We start from the raw sequence: 16893 nt of genomic DNA, 5'->3' as shown, positions 1-16893 counted from the left end.
CACTCCTGCCACATCGGGGGCGTCCGGCTCGTTCCCTGCGGACCGGGTGCGCGCTAGCGTGCGTGACCATGACAGTCGTCGCGATCATGGAGGTAGCCGAATGAGCCTGACCAGACGTGGTCTGCTGGCCGCCGGCGGTGCCGTCGGAGCTCTGGCGGCGACCGCCGCACCCGCAGCCGCCGGCACGTCGCACGGCAGGGGACACGGGCACGGGGGCGGCGGGCACGGCGGGTTCCGCACCGGCTTCGACCGGCTCGCGGCGGACGGATACGCGCTCCTGAAGGGGCAGCGGGTCGGGATCGTCACCAACCCGACCGGGGTCACCTCCGAACTCCGGCACATCGTCGATGTGATGCACGGGGACGGGCGGGTGAACCTGACGGCCGTCTTCGGCCCCGAGCACGGCTTCCGCGGCACCGCGCAGGCGGGCGGCTCGGAGGGCCGCTACGACGACCCGGCGACCGGGCTGCCGGTCTACGACACGTACCTCAAGAGCGGGCAGCCGCTGGCCGACGTGTTCACGCAGTCCGGCGTCGACACGATCGTCTTCGACATCCAGGACGCGGGCGCGCGCTTCTACACGTACATCTGGACGCTGTACGACTGCATGGAGGCGGCGGCCCTCGCGGGCAAGAGGTTCGTCGTCCTGGACCGGCCGAACCCGGTGTCCGGGCGCGCGGCCCTGGGACCGGTACTCGATCCGGCCTTCGGCACCTTCGTGGGGCGCCGGGAGATCTCCCAGGCGCACGGCATGACGGTCACCGAGCTCGCCCTGCTGTTCAACGGGGAGTTCCTCGCGGACCGCCCGGCCGACCTGGAAATTGTGAAGATGTCGGGGTGGTCGCGCTCGGACTTCTTCGACGCGAGCGGTCTGCCGTGGGTGCCGCCGAGCCCCAACATGCCGACGCCCGACACGGCGCTCGTCTACTCGGGCACCTGCCTCTTCGAGGGCACGAACCTCTCCGAGGGACGCGGCACGACGCGCCCGTTCGAGCTGCTGGGCGCGGAGGGCATCGACCACACGTGGGCGGCCGCCGCGGGCGCGCTCGACCTGCCCGGAGTGGCCTTCCGCGAGGCGTACTTCGCCCCGACGTTCTCCAAGTTCGAGGGGAAGACGGTGGGCGGGGTGCAGGTCCACGTACGGGACCGGGAGGCCTTCGACCCGGTGCGCACCGGGATCGCGCTGCTGGTGACGGCGAAGCAGACCTGGAGCGGCTTCGCCTGGCGGTCCGACAACTGGATCGACAAGCTCACCGGCAACACGCGGGTCCGCACGATGATCGACGCGGGCGCGGACACGGACGAGGTCGTCGGGGCGTGGGCGAAGGACCTCGCCGCGTTCCGGGCCGTGCGCAAGCGGTACCTGCAGTACCGCTGAGGTGCGCCGGGCGGGCCCCGCAAGGGACCCGCCCGGCCGTCCGGCGTCAGCGGTGCGCCGGGAACTCCACCACCTGCTGGTACGTCGGGCGGTTCTGCCAGTGGATCGCCTTCTGCGCGATCCCGCCCAGTGCCCGGTGGATGATCGAGTCGGTGCACCACTGCTCACCGGCCTTGCAGGTGGCGTCGGCCGGATAGACCTCGGCCGCCGGTACCGCCGCCGCCTGCTTCAGCGAGGACAGCAGCGCCGCGCGGCAGCTGCTGAGATCGCCGTTGCCGCAGTAGGTCCTCGCCAGCGGCCCCTTGACCGGCTGTCCGAGCACCTGGCGCAGGTCCTTGTCCGCGAACCCCCACCAGCCGTACTGGAACGCCGAACCGCTGTGCGCGCCGCTCGGCCCGTGGCTGGCCGCCGGGGACTCGTCGGTGGCGAGGTTGGCGGTCAGCGCCCCGTACAGGTCGTCGCCGAGGCCGGGCTTGAACTCCGCGTCGATCAGCTTCGGCCACCACGCGTCCATGATCCGTACCGCGTCGGCGTAGGTGTACGCGTGCGAACCGGGGCTGCTCTCCTTGCGCTGGGCGCCCGCCGCCCGCCAGGAGTCCAGCTGCTGGACCACCGCGTTCAGCTCCGGGTCGGTGACCGGCTGGGAGCGGATCACCTTGAGCAGTTCGGGCAGCAGCTGCTCCCCGCGCAGGTCGGTGAGTGCCGCGTCCGCCATCGCGCGGGTGAGCGAGGCGCGGGTCACGCCGCCCTCCTGGACCAGCTTGGACACCCGCTCGTCGAGCAGGTCGGCCCGGTGCACCGCGCTGAGCCCGAAGCCGGCGGAGGCGTATCCCTCGGCCTGCTTGTTGTTCCAGGACACGTAGTAGTCCTGGCCGCTGGAGTGCGGGTGCTCGGCGAACGGGGTGTAGTCGGCGGTGTTGGCCGCCCGGTCGTAGCCCTGCCACTCGTACGCCTTCTCGGCCTTGACCGGCAGCGCCGGGTCGACGCCGGGCGCGCGCACCGGGTTCATGCCGCTGTTGTAGAAGGCGGCGGTGCGCGAGTCGGCGTAGAACCAGTTGAAGGCGTAGTCGATGTTGCTCGCCGCGCGCTGGAAGGAGGCGGCGTCGCTCACGTAGGAGGGGTCGTTGAGCATCTGGAAGCCGGTGATCGAGTCGGCCTCGTGCCGGTAGGTGGTGCGCAGCGAGGTGTACGCGACCGGCTTGCCGTCCACCGTGGCGCGGTGGGTGACCACTCCGTAGCCGGTGCGCCACACCTGCATCCGGTAGGAGCCCTTCGCGGTGGAGTCGGCGACGGTGGGGCTCCAGGAGTTGGTGCGCTCCAGCTTCTCCATGGCGGTGCAGTCGCCGCGGTAGAGGTAGTGCGTGGAGTTCTTGGTGGGCGCCGAGCCGTCGGGCTCGCACAGCTCGACGGTGTAGGTGTCGGTGATGTCCTGGCCGGCGGAGGTGGCGCTCCAGGCGTAGTCCTGGCCCCGGCCCATCTGGATGTACATGCCGACGCCGGCGAAGGAGACGCCCCGGGCGCTGATGCCGGGCCCCTGGATCTCCTGGAGCATCATCAGCTGCGGGGCGAAGTAGCCGGTCTGCGGGCCGAACACGGCGATCGGGTTCCCGCTCGCGGTGCTCTTGCCGGAGACCAGCAGCGCGTTGGACATGCCGCGCTTCTGGGCGCCGGTGCCGGAACCGGGGAGCGAGCCCTCGGGGATGACCCCGTCGTCGAAGACGCCCTGGGCCTTCTTGAGCTCGGCCGGCGCCTTGACCGGGGCCTTGGCGTCGGTGCCCGCCGAGCCGGTGCGGTCGTGGATCAGGGGTTCGGCGGTGACGGAGCCGGGGTCCGGGAGCGCCGTGCCGACGGCGTTGCCGGGCTTGTTCGCGTACGGGAACGAGGTGCCGTCGTGGACGGTGAGCACGGCCTCGGGGTCGTTGCGCTGCCGGAACGACTCCCAGACCTTGGTACCTTCGGCCACTCCGTACTTCTGCTGGGCGGAGAGCAGCGAGAGCGCGGCCTGGACCTCGCCGCCACCGCCGCCGCCGAACTGGCCGCCGACCACGGAGGCGATCGAGATCAGGTCGGTCAGCTCGAACGGCTGGATCTCACCCACGTTGGTGATGGCGTCGATCTTGCCGGTGAGGACGTACTCGCCGGGGAAGTAGCGGCCCTTCTTCGACTTCTCGCGGTAGGAGTTGATGCCGTCCACATAGGCCTGGGCATCGGCCATGGCCTGCTCGCCCCGGACGCCCTCGTGGGTCCTTATGTACTCGACCTGGGCCTTGAGATCGTCCTCGGTGTACGGGGCCTGCGGCCAGAACTGCTGCTCCAGGCCCTGGTTGGCCAGCGCGCCGCCGGCGAACGAGGTGAGCTGCCCGCGCCCGATGTGGCGGAAGAGGTCCATCAGCCAGAGCCGGTCCTGCCCGGCCGCGAACCCGGCGCCGAACTCGGTGCCGTAGCGGGTGGTGCCCTTGATGTGCGGGACGCCGGACACCTTGTCGCGGGTGATGGTGACGTCGTTCCGGGGCGAGGTGACGGACTCGACCTGGTCCTTGGGGACGCCGAAGGAGGCGTCGTTGAAGAAGTCGGTGAGCTTCTGGTCGGTGAGGCCGGTGTGCCCGGCCACCAGCCCGTCGTAGCGGTTGAGCTGGTCGTCGCTGTGCGCGGGGTGGGTGCCGAACGCCTTGTTGCCCAGAATGTCGACGAGGGTGGCATTGCCGTTCTCGCCGGGGGGCAGGATGTCGTCGCACTGTCCCTGGCAGTAGTCGGGTACGGGATCCGGCTCGGCGGCGCCCGCGTGGGGCGCGGTGGCCAGCAGTGAGGCGCCGAGTGCGAGAACGGCCGCGATCGTGGCGGCCCGGAACTTGCCGGTGCGGGCGGTGGTGCCGGTGCGTGGGGGCATGCGTGCTCCTCGGAAAGGCCGATGCGCCGGACGTTACCGGCGGTATGACCCACCGGTAAGGTGAACATCAGTCACCTTTTCCGAATCGCCACATGCGGCCGCATGACGACCGGTCATCTCATTGGCCGGACCGCCGCACTCATGGATGGAGCCGATCCGGGCAGTCGTACGTCCATTGGGTTGACGCCCGGTTTTCGGGGCGACGGAGTACGAGCGACGGAGGTGGCAGCGCAATGGCCGGTTTCCGGAGTCTTGCGAGACAGGTCCGCGATCCGCGGAGCGATCTGGCGCTGCGGCGGTACTCGCTGCGCAAGTGCCTGGAACGCTTCGCCCCTTACGGGCACCGGGCAACCTGGGACCACCTGTGTGCCAGGCACGGAATAGGGCACGAGGACCGGGCCCCCGATCCGGTGCGGCTGATGCGCGCACTGGAGGAGCTGGAGACCGCACGCGCGGTCTGGCTCGGCTACGAGGCGGGGTTCGCCGAGCGCCGCCGGCGGGAGAAGCACGACGGACTGCGCCGGCCCGGCGCGTTCGACGACTGGCACCGGCGCACCTGGGGCGGGAACGGGGTCGCCCGGTGCGACGATCCGGCCGTCCACCCGGACGCGCCGCTCGCGGAGGTGCTGGCGCGGCTGATCTCCGCCCTGGGCTCGGAGCCGGGCGAGGCCTGCCCGGTCTGCGCACAGGGCCGGATCGCCTGGCGGCAGGACCTGGACAGCGAGCCGTGGTCCGGCCCGGTCTGCACCGGGTGCGGAATCGTGGTGCCGCAGCCCGTGCTCACCCGGGCGGCGCTGGCGAGGGCCCGGCGGACCCGGCTGTGCGACCTGGCATCGGTGGCCTGAGGAACGGAGCGGCCCGCCCGGCGTCCGAGGACGCACGGCTGCCGGACGGGCAACACATACCTACGGGCCCGCCTCAGCACCCTTCCCCGGCGCTCTTCGCGAGCTTGCCCGGCATCAGGCGCGAGCCGCTCATCCGCTCACCGGAGATGTCGTCCGGGTTGGAGAGCACACAGTTCTCCAGCGACAGGCACCCGCAGCCGATGCAGTCGGTGAGGTGGTCCCGCAGCCGCGCCAGCTGCACGATCCGCTCGTCCAGTTCGGAGCGCCACGCCTCGGAGAGCCGCGCCCAGTCGTCGCGGTTGGGGGTGCGCTCCTCCGGGAGCTCGGCCAGCGCGTCGCGGATGGTGGCGAGCGGGATGCCGACCCGCTGGGCGGCACGGACGAAGGCGACCCGGCGCAGCGTGTCCCTGTCGTAGCGCCGCTGGTTCCCGCTGGTGCGGCGGCTGCTGATCAGGCCCTTGGCCTCGTAGAAGTGCAGGGCCGATACGGCGGCGCCGCTGCGCGCGGAGAGCTGGCCGACCGTGAGTTCATGGAGTGTCTGTGGGATCTGGGGCACCCTTCGAACCCTACGTGTCCCGGTACCGGCCGGTCCGTCGTTGACAGGAAGGCACCCGCGAACCATGCTGAGCAAGCGCTTAGACAGCGCGATGACGATTGGCCGAGAGCGGGAAGGCAGGGCCGGGAAGATGGCAGAGCCGAGGATCTTCACGTCCGCGCAGGAGCTGCGCGACGGGGTGGGCGAGCAGCTGGGGTACAGCGACTGGCTGGAGGTCGAGCAGAAGAGGATCGATCTCTTCGCGGACGCCACCGGCGACCACCAGTGGATCCATGTGGACCCGGAGCGGGCCGCGGACGGACCGTTCGGCACGACGATCGCGCACGGCTACCTCACGCTCTCGCTGCTGCCGGCGCTCGTGCCCCAGGTCATGCGGGTCGAGGGCATGAAGATGGGCATCAACTACGGGACCAACAAGGTCCGTTTCCCCTCCACGGTGCCCGTGGGCTCGCGGCTGCGGGCGACGGCGGTCCTCAGGAGCGTGGAGGAGGCGGGCGGCGGCGTGCAGGTCACCGCGGTCGTCACGGTGGAGCGCGAGGGCGGCGACAAGCCGGCCTGCGTGGCCGAGTCGGTGTCGCGGTACTACTTCTGAGCCCGGCCCGGGGGCGGCCGGGTCACCGTCCGGCCGCGACCATGCGCAGCACGAGGCCGGCGTACAGGTCGCCGACCTCGTCCGGTGTCCGGCTGCCCTGGGCGTTGAACCACCGCGCCACGTCGATGCAGAGCGAGAGCACGGCGAGCGCGGTGCCCGGCACGTCGGGGACGTCGAACTCGCCCGCCGCCACGCCCTCCCCGATGATCCGGCGCACCACCGCGTCGCTCCGGCGGCGCAGTTCGATGATCTCGGCCCGGTGCTCCGGGCCGAGGGCGTCGAGTTCGTACTGCACGACGCGGGCGGTGGTGTGCCGCTCGGCGTGCCACTGGACGAAGGACCGCACCGCGGCGTCCAGCCGCTCGGCGGCCGTGCCCTCGCTGCCGGCGGCCGCTTCCAGCACGGCCAGGGCGCGGTCGTGACCGATCCTGCTGATCCGGTGGAGCAGCTCTTCCTTCGTCTTGTAGTGGATGTAGAGCGCGGCGGGGCTCATTCCGGCGCGGCTAGCGATGTCCCGGGTGGTGGTCGCGTGGTACCCGCGCTCGGCGAAGGCGTCGACGGCGGCGACGAGAAGCCGCCTGGCAGCCTCGGGCGTCACTTCGGCCCACGGCGTGTTCTCGCCGTCGGTCTCCTGCGCCGTGCTCATCGTCAGTGGCCCCTCTCAGTCAGCAGGACGAACACCATACCCCGATCCTGAGCAAGCGCTTAGGGGTCCGGGGCGTGAGATCGTCAGAGCTTCTGGAAGGGGTCGTGCTCGGCGAGGATCTTCTCCAGCCGGGCCTGGTCGACCCGGCTGACCAGCTGGCCCGCCTCCTGCCGGTCCCTGATGACCTTGGCCAGGGTGAAGCAGGACGTGACCAGGTACATGACGCCGATGGCGAGGAACCCGCGCACCCAGGCGTCCGCGTCGAGGAAGTAGATACCGAGGGTCACCGCACCCATCGCCACCCCGAAGGATGCGACGGCCTGACCGTAGAAGGCGGCGGTGCCCTGCTGCTTGACCGATGTCGTCTCACTCATGCCGCCCAGCATCCGGCGGTATGACGCACACCACATCCGTCGGGGTACTCAGTCAGGTACTCAGACGCCCGTTCGGGTGCGGGCCCGGCCTCAGAAGGCGGAGACCCCGGTGAGCGCCCGGCCGATGATCAGCTTCTGGATCTGGCTGGTTCCCTCGTAGAGCGTCATCACGCGGGCGTCGCGCAGCAGCTTGCCGACCGGGTACTCGTCGATGTAGCCGTAGCCGCCGAACACCTGGAGGGCGTTGTTGGCGGCGCGTACGGCGGCCTCGGAGGCGAAGAGCTTGGCCTTGGAGGCGGCGGTGGCGAACTCCTCGCCCCGGTCGATCAGGTCGGCCACCCGCCAGGTGAGCAGCCGGGCGGCGTCGACGTCCACGGCGATGTCGCTGATGAGCTCCTGGACGAGCTGGTAGCCCGCGATGGGCCTGCCGAACTGTTCGCGTTCACCGGCGTATCCGACGGCGGCGTCCAGCGCGGCCTGGGCGATGCCCACACAGCCGGCCGCCACCGACATCCGCCCCTTGGCCAGCGCGGACATGGCGATCGAGAAGCCCTTGCCCTCGGGGCCGATCAGCGCAGCGGCGGGGACCCGGACGTCCTCGAGTACCACCTCGGCGGTCGCCTGGCCGCGCAGGCCGAGCTTGCCGTGGATGGTGCGACGGCTGAGGCCGGGGGTGTCGGCGGGGACCAGGAAGGCGGATATGCCCTTGTGGCCGGGGGTGTCGTTGGTGCGGGCGAAGAGCAGCACCACATCGGCCCAGGTGCCGTTGGTGATGAACATCTTGGAGCCGTTGATGACGTAGTCCCCGCCGTCCCGCACGGCCCTGGTGGTCAGGTTCCCGGCGTCCGAACCGGTGCCCGGTTCGGTGAGCCCGAAGCAGCCCACCGCGTCGCCCGAGGTCAGCCTCGGCAGCCACTGCCGCTTCTGCTCCTCGTCGCCCCATGCGGCGATGGTCTTGGCGACCAGCCCCAGGGAGACGGAGACGATGCCGCGGACCGAGGAGTCGCCACGGCCGAGTTCCTCCGTCACCAGGCAGTACGCGAGGTGGTCGCCGCCCGAGCCGCCGTACTCCTCGGGGACGGTCAGCCCGAGGAAGCCGAGGGAACCCAGCTTCTTGACGATCGACTTGTCGACGTTCTCGGCCCGGTCCCACTCGACGACGTGCGGCGCGATGTCGCGGGCGACGAAGTCCTCGGCGAGCTGCCTGACGGCTTCCTGCTCCTCGCTGAGCTCCAGGTTCATCGCTCGGCCCTCCAGTTTAATTAGCACTGCTAGTTTAATGCCCTGGCCCTACTATGTGCCGCATGGCCCGCCCGCGCAAGCCCCTCCTCAGCAGAGACCGCATCGTCGCCACGGCGGGTGCCCTCGTGGACGCCGAGGGGCTCGACGCCGTCTCGACGCGGCGGCTGGCGGCCGAGCTCGGGGTCAGCGGACCGTCGCTGTACAACCACTTCCGCAACAAGGACGAGATCCTGGACGCGGTCGCCGACGCCGTCTCCGCGCAGGTCGATCTGTCGATGTTCGACGAGTCCGACAGCCGTGACTGGCGGGCCGCCCTGCACGACTGGGCGGTCTCCTACCGTGCGGCGCTCACCGAGCACCCGCACATCGTCCCGGTGCTGGCGCAGGGGCCCGGCCGCCGCCCGGCCGGTCTGCGGGTGGCCGACGCGGTGTTCGGCGCCATGGTCCGCGCGGGCTGGCCGCCCGCCCAGGCCACGTACATCGGCGCCCTGATGCGCTACTTCATCACCGGCTCGGCGCTCGGCTCCTTCGCCCGGGGCTTCGTGGACGACGAGACGGCGTACGACCCCGCCGACTACCCGCACCTCGGCCAGGCCCATCTGCTGGCCGAACGCCGCCAGCAGGTCGACGAGGGGGCCTTCGAGACGGGGCTGCGCGCGCTGATCGACGGCCTCGGGCTCCAGTACGCGCCGCCCACGGCCGCCGGGACCGTTCGGCCGGCGCCGAAGCGTTCCTGACGCATCCTGGAACACATGGCATACCCCGACCCCGCCGCGCCCCGCCTCGCCGCCCTGGCCGCCCTCCTCGCGGACGAGACCCGCGCCGTCTTCTGCCTGGCCCTGCTCGACGGCCGGGCGTGGACGGCGGGCGAGCTGGCCCGGCACGCGTCGGTGGCCCCGTCGACCGCCAGCGAGCACCTGGGCAAGCTCGTCGCGGGCGGGCTGCTGGCCGAGGAGCGGCAGGGCCGGCACCGCTATGTGCGGCTCGCCGGCGAGCAGGTCGCCCACCTCGTCGAGGAACTGGCGGGCCGGGAGGCCCCCGGCGCCCCCTCCGCACCCCGCAGCCTGGGCGCCTCGGGCGCCGACAACGCCCTGGCCCGCGGCCGCACCTGCTACGACCATCTCGCGGGCCGCATCGGACTCGCGATCACCGACGCCATGACCGGACGGGGGTTGCTGCGCCAGGACACCGGCTTCGCGCTCACCGACGCGGGACTCGACTGGTTCGGCGCACTGGGGATCGCCCTGGAGACCGGATCGCGGCGTCCCCTCGTCCGCGGCTGCCTGGACTGGACCGAGCGCAGGCCGCATCTGGCGGGCGCCGCGGGCGCCGCCCTGTGCCGCCACGTGCTGGAGTCCGGCTGGTGCGTACGGATCGGGTCCGGGCGGGCGGTGCGGGCCACCCCGGAAGGGGAACGGGCCCTGGCCGCCCGGCTGGGCATCGAGCCGGCCACAATTCGGTAGGCGCCGAACGATCACGGCCTTACGGTCAGGGCCATGACGACTATCCCCGCCCCCGCGCCACGCTCCGACTGGCGGGCCCCCGCCGCCGCCTGCACCACCGTGGTGCTGTGGGCCTCCGCCTTCGTCTCCATCCGCAGCGCGGGCGAGGCCTACTCCCCCGGCGCTCTGGCCCTCGGACGGCTGCTGACCGGCTCACTGGCCCTGGGCGCGCTCCTGCTCCTGCGGCGCGAGGGCCTTCCCGGGCGGGCGGCCTGGCCCGGGATCATCGCCTCCGGACTCCTGTGGTTCGGCCTGTACATGGTGGTGCTCAACTGGGGTGAGCAGCAGGTCGACGCGGGAACGGCCGCCATGGTCGTGAACATCGGGCCGCTGCTCATCGCCCTGCTCGGCTCCCGGCTGCTCGGCGAGGGCCTGCCGCGCCGGCTGGCGATGGGCATGGGCGTGTCCTTCGCGGGCGCCGTGGTCGTGGGGCTCTCCATGTCGGGCAAGGGGAGCTCCTCGGTCCTGGGCGTGCTGCTCTGCCTGCTGGCCGCGGTGGCGTACGCGGCCGGGGTGGTCGGCCAGAAGCCGGCGCTCGGGCACGGGTCGGCGCTCCAGATCACCACGTTCGGCTGCCTGGTCGGCACGGTGGCGTGCCTGCCGTTCTCCGGCGCGCTGGTCTCCGACGCCGCCGACGCGCCGCTGTCCGCGACGCTGAACATGGTCTACCTCGGCCTCTTCCCGACCGCGCTGGCCTTCACCACCTGGGCCTACGCGCTGGCCCGCACCACCGCCGGGCGGATGGGCGCCACCACCTACGCGGTGCCCGCGCTCGTCGTGCTGATGGGCTGGCTGCTGCTGGACGAGGTCCCCGCCCTGCTCACCATCGGCGGCGGGCTGCTCTGCCTCGCCGGGGTGGCGGTGTCCCGGACGCGTACGCAGACTGGTGCGACGCGGAGGAATCCGGCCCGGCCGATGGAGGGACCCCGTCATGACGCGGAGCGCCGAGCGGCGGAGCGGCCCTAGCAGGAGGACGAAGGGGAAGCAGGCGGCACCCAAGCCGCCCCTGGTGACGCCCGAGGGCCACCCCCGTGACGCCTGGCGGGAGGACTATCCGTACACCGAGAAGCTCCGCCGCAAGGCGTACGACAGGTCCAAGCGGGCCCTCCAGATCGAACTGCTCAAGCTCCAGCACTGGGTCAAGGAGCACGACGAGCGCCTCGTCGTGCTCTTCGAGGGCCGCGACGCCGCGGGCAAGGGCGGCACGATCAAGCGCTTCACCGAGAACCTCAATCCGCGTGGCGCGCGGGTGGTGGCGCTGGAGAAGCCCACCGAGCGCGAACGCACCCAGTGGTACTTCCAGCGCTACGTGGCACACCTGCCGGCGGCCGGGGAGATCGTGCTGTTCGACCGGTCCTGGTACAACCGGGCCGGGGTGGAGCGGGTGATGGGGTACTGCTCGACCCGCGAGTACCTCGAATTCATGCACCAGACACCGGGGTTCGAGCGGATGCTGGCGCGGGACGGCATCCACCTGGTGAAGTTCTGGTTCTCCGTCTCGCGCAACGAGCAGCGCAACCGGTTCATGAACCGGCAGACCGATCCGGTGCGGCAGTGGAAGCTGAGCCCGGTCGACCTCGCCTCGCTCGACAAGTGGGACGCGTACACCGAGGCGAAGGAGCTGATGCTCTTCCACACGGACACGGCGGACGCGCCCTGGACCGTGGTGAAGAGCAACGACAAGAAGCGGGCCCGGCTGGAGGCGATCCGGCACGTGCTGCACCGCTTCGACTACCCGGGCAAGGACGCGTCGGTGGCCGGGCGGCCGGACCCGCTGGTCGTGGGCCCGGCCGCCCAGCTGTTCGAACAGGGGGAGATGGCGTCCCGGCTACTGACGGGCCACTCGCGGGATTAACCAGCCTGTTCTTTGACCTCTGCGTGGTGCCGGGTTGTGATCGGTCCGGAGCCGGAGATTGCTCAGATATTCGATCGTCGACCGTCGGGTGACTTGGCAGACTGCCCGTCATGAGCAACTCGTACGCGCAGGCGGTGCTGAGGACGACGGATATTGCGGAGGCACTGCGAGTCGCCGGGCAGCTGCTCGATCTCGCTGACACCGGGGAACTCGAAGTCGACTTCGAAGCACGGGTCTCCACGCCCCGGGAGCTGGAGCGGTTGAGCGCGGTGATGCCGAACGCCGACTGGTGGTCCCACGGGGCCGACCGGCACGGCTCTTCGAAGAAGGGTGACTCTCCGTCACAGCACCTCCCCCTCTTCATGAGCAGGTGGTGCATGGCGGACGAAGACGTGGAGGCGTTCCTGGTGGCGGCGGGGGACGCCCCGGCCATGGTGCGCTGGGATTTCAGTGGTTGGCCGGAGGCTCCGGAGGTGGGACTCGGCTGCGGTGGCACCAGGGGCGCCTACGTGACGCTATGTGTGAATGCCCGCGACCTCTGTCTCCAGGAGCCCGCGACGGACCACACGGTGTACGTCCACGTGAAGCAGGTCGAAGCCCAGCGAGCTGCTTGGCTGGCGGCGCGGGTCGGCCTCGACGTCATCGGCGAGTTGCATATGGCACCTCTCTGAGCCAGGTAGCTCCTGGCCTTGACGCCCGAGCACCCGCGCGGCCACGGTGCCGGCTCTCGGCTTCGCCCGAGCAGGGGAGGCCCGCCACGCCCGCCCTGCGGGACGGACGACGCCACCTTCGGAACACACCCTAGAAGACCACCAGGGCCCGGCCGCCCTTGCCGGCGATCATGTTGTCGAAGGCGGCCGGGATGCCGTCGAGACCGATCCGTTCGGTGACCATCATGGAGAGGTCGAAGCGGCCCGCCGCGATGTGCGCGGCCAGCACCGGCAGGTCGCGGGCCGGGACGCTGTTCCCGTACACGCAGCCCGTCAGGGAGCGGCCCCAGTGGAAGATCTCCAGGGCGTTGAAGGTCACCTCCTGGTCCTTGCCACCGATGCCGACGACCGTGGTGCGGCCGCCCCTGCGGGTGGACTCCCAGGCGGTACGGATGGTGGCGGCCCGGCCGACGCACTCGATCGCGACGTCCGCGCCCTGGCCGCCGGTGAGGCCGCGGATCTCGCGGGGCGTGGTGGCCGAGGCGATGACGTAGTCGGTGGCGCCCGCCCGCCGGGCCAGCTCCTCCTTGTCCGGGGAGACGTCCACCGCGATGATCCGCGCGGCGCCCGCGATCCGGGCGGACTGGAGCACCGCGAGACCCACGCCTCCGATGCCGAACACCACGACGGACTCCCCCGCACGGACCTGCGCGCTGTGATGGACCGCGCCGTACCCGGTCAGCACCGCGCAGCCGAGCAGCGCGGCGTCGGTGAGCGGGACGCCGGCCGGTGCGGGCAGCACGCAGTTCGCGGCGACCACGGTCTCCTCGGCGAAGGCGGCGACGTTCAGCCCGGGGTGGAGCTCGGTGCCGTCGGAGGTGCGGGCGTGGATGTTCGCCGCCCCGGCCAGTGCGTTGGCGCAGAGCCAGACCTCGCCGATCCCGCAGTGGTGACAGTTGCCGCAGGACGGGGCCCAGTTGAGCACCACGCCGTCACCGGGTGCGACATGGCCGACACCCTCGCCCACGGAGAGCACCGTGCCGGCTCCCTCGTGGCCGAGGACGGCGGGCACCGGCACCCGCATCGTGCCGTTGGACAGCGAGAGGTCCGAGTGGCAGACCCCGGCCGCGGCGAGCCGGACGCGGAGCTGGCCGGGGCCGGGCTCCGGAAGTTCGATGCCGGTGATCTCCAGCGGGGCTCCGACGGCGGGCAGTACGGCGGCGCGGACCACGGGATGGCTCCTTGCTGATCGGGGGTGCGGCTGGGGAACGTACTCAGAACTGTCAGAACTGTCAGGTCTATCAGGTCTGTCAGGACGGTCCGGACTGTCAGAACTGGAGGGACTTGGTCTGCAGGTACTCCGCGAGGCCGTGGACGCCCAGTTCGCGGCCGACGCCGGACTGCTTGTAGCCGCCGAAGGGGGCGAGCGGGTTGAACCGGCCGCCGTTGATGTCGACCTGGCCGGTGTCCATCCGGCGGGCGAAGGCGACGGCCCGATCGTCGTCGGCGGCCCAGACCGCGCCGGCGAGCCCGTACACCGTGCCGTTGGCGATCCGCAGGGCGTCGTCCTCGTCCTCGTACTTCAGGATCGAGATGACCGGGCCGAAGATCTCCTCCTGGGCGATGGTCATCTGCGGGGTGACGTCCGCGAAGACGGTGGGGCTGACGTAGTAGCCCGTGGCGAGCGGTGCCTCGGGGCCGCCGGCGACGACGCGGGCGCCCTCCTCGATGCCCTTCTCGATGTAACCGCGCACCCGGGCCTGCTGCTTGGCGTTGACGAGCGGGCCGACCCGCTCGCCGGGCACGTACTTGGCGACGGCTGCGGCGGCCAGGGCCACGGCCTCCTCGTACCGGTCGGCGTCCACCAGCATCCGGGTCCAGGCGCTGCACGTCTGGCCGGAGTTGGACATCACGTTGGCGACGCCGACGTTGACGGCCTTGGCCAGGTCGGCGCCGGGCAGGATGACGTTGGCGGACTTCCCGCCCAGCTCCAGGGCCACGCGCTTGACCGCGCCGCCGGCGGCCGCGCCGATCTGCTTCCCGACGGCGGTGGAGCCGGTGAAGGAGACCAGGTCGACGTCCTCGTGCGCGGCGAGGGCCTGTCCGGCGACCGGCCCCGTACCGGTGACCAGGTTGAAGACCCCGGCGGGCAGACCCGCCTCAGCGGTGGCCTCGGCGAAGAGCTGGGCGGTGAGCGGGGTGTCCTCGGCGGGCTTGAGGACGACGGTGCAGCCCGCGGCGAGCGCCGGGGCGACCTTGGCGACGATCTGGTGCAGCGGGTAGTTCCACGGGGTGATCGCGCCGACCACGCCGACCGGCTCCAGGAGGACGGTGGAGTTGCCGTGCCGCTCCTCGAAGGCGTACGTCGCGGCCAGTTCGGCGTACGAGCCGGCGACGAGCACCGGCACCCCGGCGTGCACCATCTGCGACATGGGCAGCGGTGAGCCCAGTTCGGCGGTGACCGTCTCGGCGACCTCGTCCTTGCGGGCGGCCAGCACGTCGCGCAGCGCGCCGATCCGGGCGGCGCGCTCGGCCGGCGGGGTCGCGGCCCAGCCGGGGAACGCGGCGCGCGCGGCCCGTACCGCGTCGTCGACATCGGCCGCCGTCCCGGCCGGGACGTGGGCGATGACCTGCTCGTCCGCCGGATTCACGACCGCGATCGTGTCCGTTCCCGCGGCCGGCCGCCATTCGCCGCCGATGTACATACCGTCGTGGGCCTTCATGGCTGTTCCTCCCGGGCACGGTGACGGACACGGTCGTCCTCGCCCCAAACTAGCGCCGTTAGTTTTCTGGCGCCAGAGACACAGGTCACTCCGCGCCCGCCCGGACGCCCCGCTACATGTCCAGCCCCGGAACGTCCCTGGGCAACGGGCAGATCCGGCGCCCGTGGTGGTCGAAGACGTACAGGTGTGCCAGATCCACCAGGAGCGGGACCTGGCCGCCATTGCGCAGCCGCATGTCAGGTCCGGTGCGCACCACGAGGTCGCTGGCGGTGACCGCGGGACGGTCGGGGCTGCGCACGGCGGGCGCCTGCGCGTCGGCCTCCGGCGCGTCCAGGACGGCGACGGAGCCGCCGAGGTGCCCGGCGGCGCGTTCTCTGAGCCGCCCCAGCACCCCCGCTCCGCCTTCGGCGGCGCGGCGCCTGCGCTGGGTGCCGTGGTCCTGGCGGGCCGATTCCAGGTCCGGCACCACGGCGGGCCGCGAGCCGGTGTTGAGGTGGACCAGCGCCTCGTGCCCCTGGTACTCGACGTGCTCGACGATGCCGCTGAGCGCGACCTCTCCGGGGCGGGCCCGGCTCGGCGGGGCGATCCGGACCGCCTCGGAGCGCAGCCCGACGATGATCCGGCGGCCCTGCTGGATGCGGAGCAACTGGTGGTCCGGGCTGAGCGGTTCGGTCAGCGTGAGGCGCTGGCGGCCGAGGTCGATGGACATCCGCCCCTCCAGGGGGGCGTGCACGACGGCCTGGAGCAGGTTGATCCGCGGGGTGCCGATGAACGCGGCGACGAACACGTTCTCCGGCAGCGCGTACACCTCGCGCGGCGGGCTGACCTGCTGGAGCACTCCCCCGCGCATCACGGCGACCCGGTGGCCCAGCGACATCGCCTCGGCCTGGTCGTGGGTCACGTAGACGGTGGTGACGCCGAGTTCCCTGGTGAGCTGGGATATCTCGGCGCGCAGGTGGTTGCGGAGCTTCGCGTCGAGGTTGGAGAGCGGCTCGTCCATCAGGAAGGCGGAGGGCCGGCGCGAAATGGCCCGGCCCATCGCGACGCGCTGGCGCTCTCCGCCGGAGAGCTGGCCGGGAAGCCGGTCCAGGACGCTCTCGATCCCGAGCATCCTGGCCGTGCTCTCGATGCGGTCGTTGTGGTCCTGGCGCGGGTTCTCCAGTTTCAGCGGGAAGCCGATGTTGGCCCGGTTGGTCATGGTCGGGTACAGCGCGAAGTTCTGGAAGACCATGGCCATTCCGCGTTCGCGGGGGCTGAGGTGGTTCGCCGGTTCACCGTCGAGGAGCACCTCGCCCTCGGAGACGCCCTCGAGGCCGGCGATCATGCGCAGCACCGTCGACTTGCCGCAGCCCGAGGGGCCCAGCAGGACGACGAACTCGCCCGGTTCGATGGAGAGCGAGAGACGGTCGACGGCACGCGAGGACCGTCCGTACGCCTTGCTGACGTTGTTCAGGGTGATGGCGCGAGTCATGTGGTTCCGCCCGGAAGGATGGTGGTGGAGCGGTGGGGAGCGGCAGCAGTGGCCTGAAATTAACCCACTGGGCGGGGTGTGGGAATGACTCGCGCACATGTTGGCGGGTACGGGGGCTGCCGGGCCGCAAGTGCCAGGTGGGATTCCGGTTCACCTGGTCAACGGCCTCCGC

At 71.5% G+C, this 16893-nt stretch carries 16 protein-coding genes; 8 read left to right on the top strand and 8 right to left on the bottom strand.

Annotated features, from left to right (window positions below; genetic code table 11):
* Positions 1 to 100 precede the first annotated feature (100 nt).
* Positions 101 to 1378 carry an exo-beta-N-acetylmuramidase NamZ domain-containing protein gene (locus tag EDD93_RS26910; protein ID WP_123528091.1) on the top strand — a complete coding sequence of 426 codons (1278 nt, stop codon included), beginning with the start codon at positions 101 to 103 and terminating at the stop codon, positions 1376 to 1378.
* Positions 1379 to 1424: 46 nt separating this feature from the next.
* On the opposite strand, the gene EDD93_RS26905 is transcribed toward EDD93_RS26910, so the two are convergent.
* The gene (locus tag EDD93_RS26905; protein WP_123528090.1) at positions 1425 to 4265 is read right to left on the bottom strand and encodes a penicillin acylase family protein; all 2841 of its coding nucleotides are present in this window, start codon (positions 4263 to 4265) and stop codon (positions 1425 to 1427) included.
* A gap of 233 nt (positions 4266 to 4498) precedes the next feature.
* On the opposite strand from EDD93_RS26905, the gene EDD93_RS26900 reads away from it, so the two are divergent.
* Positions 4499 to 5110, top strand: coding sequence for a hypothetical protein (locus tag EDD93_RS26900; RefSeq protein ID WP_123528089.1), 612 nt, complete (start codon positions 4499 to 4501; stop codon positions 5108 to 5110).
* A gap of 73 nt (positions 5111 to 5183) precedes the next feature.
* Here EDD93_RS26900 and soxR read toward each other — a convergent pair whose 3' ends face one another.
* Positions 5184 to 5666 (bottom strand): redox-sensitive transcriptional activator SoxR, encoded by a 483-nt coding sequence (gene soxR / locus EDD93_RS26895; protein ID WP_123528088.1) that lies wholly within the window; start codon positions 5664 to 5666, stop codon positions 5184 to 5186.
* Between the two features lie 130 nt (positions 5667 to 5796).
* Between soxR and EDD93_RS26890 the strand changes: the two genes are divergently transcribed.
* Positions 5797 to 6258 carry a MaoC family dehydratase gene (locus EDD93_RS26890; RefSeq protein WP_123528087.1) on the top strand — a complete coding sequence of 154 codons (462 nt, stop codon included), beginning with the start codon at positions 5797 to 5799 and terminating at the stop codon, positions 6256 to 6258.
* A 22-nt stretch (positions 6259 to 6280) separates the two neighbouring features.
* Here the strand turns inward: EDD93_RS26890 and EDD93_RS26885 are convergent, their stop codons facing one another.
* The 3 genes from EDD93_RS26885 to EDD93_RS26875 form a co-directional block, all read right to left on the bottom strand.
* The gene (locus tag EDD93_RS26885) at positions 6281 to 6904 is read right to left on the bottom strand and encodes a TetR/AcrR family transcriptional regulator (RefSeq protein WP_123528086.1); all 624 of its coding nucleotides are present in this window, start codon (positions 6902 to 6904) and stop codon (positions 6281 to 6283) included.
* Positions 6905 to 6987: 83 nt separating this feature from the next.
* On the bottom strand, positions 6988 to 7278 hold the full coding sequence (locus tag EDD93_RS26880) for a YiaA/YiaB family inner membrane protein (protein WP_185092537.1): 291 nt from the start codon (positions 7276 to 7278) through the stop codon (positions 6988 to 6990).
* Between the two features lie 90 nt (positions 7279 to 7368).
* On the bottom strand, positions 7369 to 8520 hold the full coding sequence (locus EDD93_RS26875; protein ID WP_123528084.1) for an acyl-CoA dehydrogenase family protein: 1152 nt from the start codon (positions 8518 to 8520) through the stop codon (positions 7369 to 7371).
* Between the two features lie 62 nt (positions 8521 to 8582).
* Between EDD93_RS26875 and EDD93_RS26870 the strand changes: the two genes are divergently transcribed.
* From EDD93_RS26870 to EDD93_RS26850, 5 genes are all read left to right on the top strand, one after another.
* On the top strand, positions 8583 to 9257 hold the full coding sequence (locus EDD93_RS26870; RefSeq protein ID WP_123528083.1) for a TetR/AcrR family transcriptional regulator: 675 nt from the start codon (positions 8583 to 8585) through the stop codon (positions 9255 to 9257).
* A gap of 15 nt (positions 9258 to 9272) precedes the next feature.
* Positions 9273 to 9983, top strand: a complete 711-nt coding sequence (locus EDD93_RS26865) for a helix-turn-helix transcriptional regulator (protein ID WP_123528082.1) — start codon at positions 9273 to 9275, stop codon at positions 9981 to 9983.
* 33 nt (positions 9984 to 10016) lie between these two features.
* A complete protein-coding gene (locus tag EDD93_RS26860) occupies positions 10017 to 10988 on the top strand; it encodes a DMT family transporter (protein WP_123528081.1) in 972 nt (323 codons plus the stop codon).
* On the top strand, positions 10954 to 11877 hold the full coding sequence (gene ppk2, locus EDD93_RS26855; RefSeq protein WP_123528080.1) for a polyphosphate kinase 2: 924 nt from the start codon (positions 10954 to 10956) through the stop codon (positions 11875 to 11877). Before EDD93_RS26860 ends, ppk2 begins: the two co-directional genes overlap by 35 nt.
* Before the next feature lie 110 nt (positions 11878 to 11987).
* On the top strand, positions 11988 to 12548 hold the full coding sequence (locus tag EDD93_RS26850; protein WP_123528079.1) for a hypothetical protein: 561 nt from the start codon (positions 11988 to 11990) through the stop codon (positions 12546 to 12548).
* A gap of 130 nt (positions 12549 to 12678) precedes the next feature.
* Here EDD93_RS26850 and EDD93_RS26845 read toward each other — a convergent pair whose 3' ends face one another.
* The 3 genes from EDD93_RS26845 to EDD93_RS26835 form a co-directional block, all read right to left on the bottom strand.
* The gene (locus EDD93_RS26845; protein WP_123528078.1) at positions 12679 to 13758 is read right to left on the bottom strand and encodes a zinc-binding dehydrogenase; all 1080 of its coding nucleotides are present in this window, start codon (positions 13756 to 13758) and stop codon (positions 12679 to 12681) included.
* Between the two features lie 97 nt (positions 13759 to 13855).
* A complete protein-coding gene (locus EDD93_RS26840) occupies positions 13856 to 15250 on the bottom strand; it encodes an aldehyde dehydrogenase family protein (protein WP_123528077.1) in 1395 nt (464 codons plus the stop codon).
* 112 nt (positions 15251 to 15362) lie between these two features.
* Positions 15363 to 16721 (bottom strand): ABC transporter ATP-binding protein, encoded by a 1359-nt coding sequence (locus tag EDD93_RS26835; RefSeq protein WP_123528076.1) that lies wholly within the window; start codon positions 16719 to 16721, stop codon positions 15363 to 15365.
* Positions 16722 to 16893: the final 172 nt, after the last annotated feature.

It is taken from the genome of Streptomyces sp. 840.1, assembly GCF_003751445.1.
GTDB lineage: Bacteria > Actinomycetota > Actinomycetes > Streptomycetales > Streptomycetaceae > Streptomyces.
This window is presented reverse-complemented; position numbering and strand designations above follow the sequence as displayed.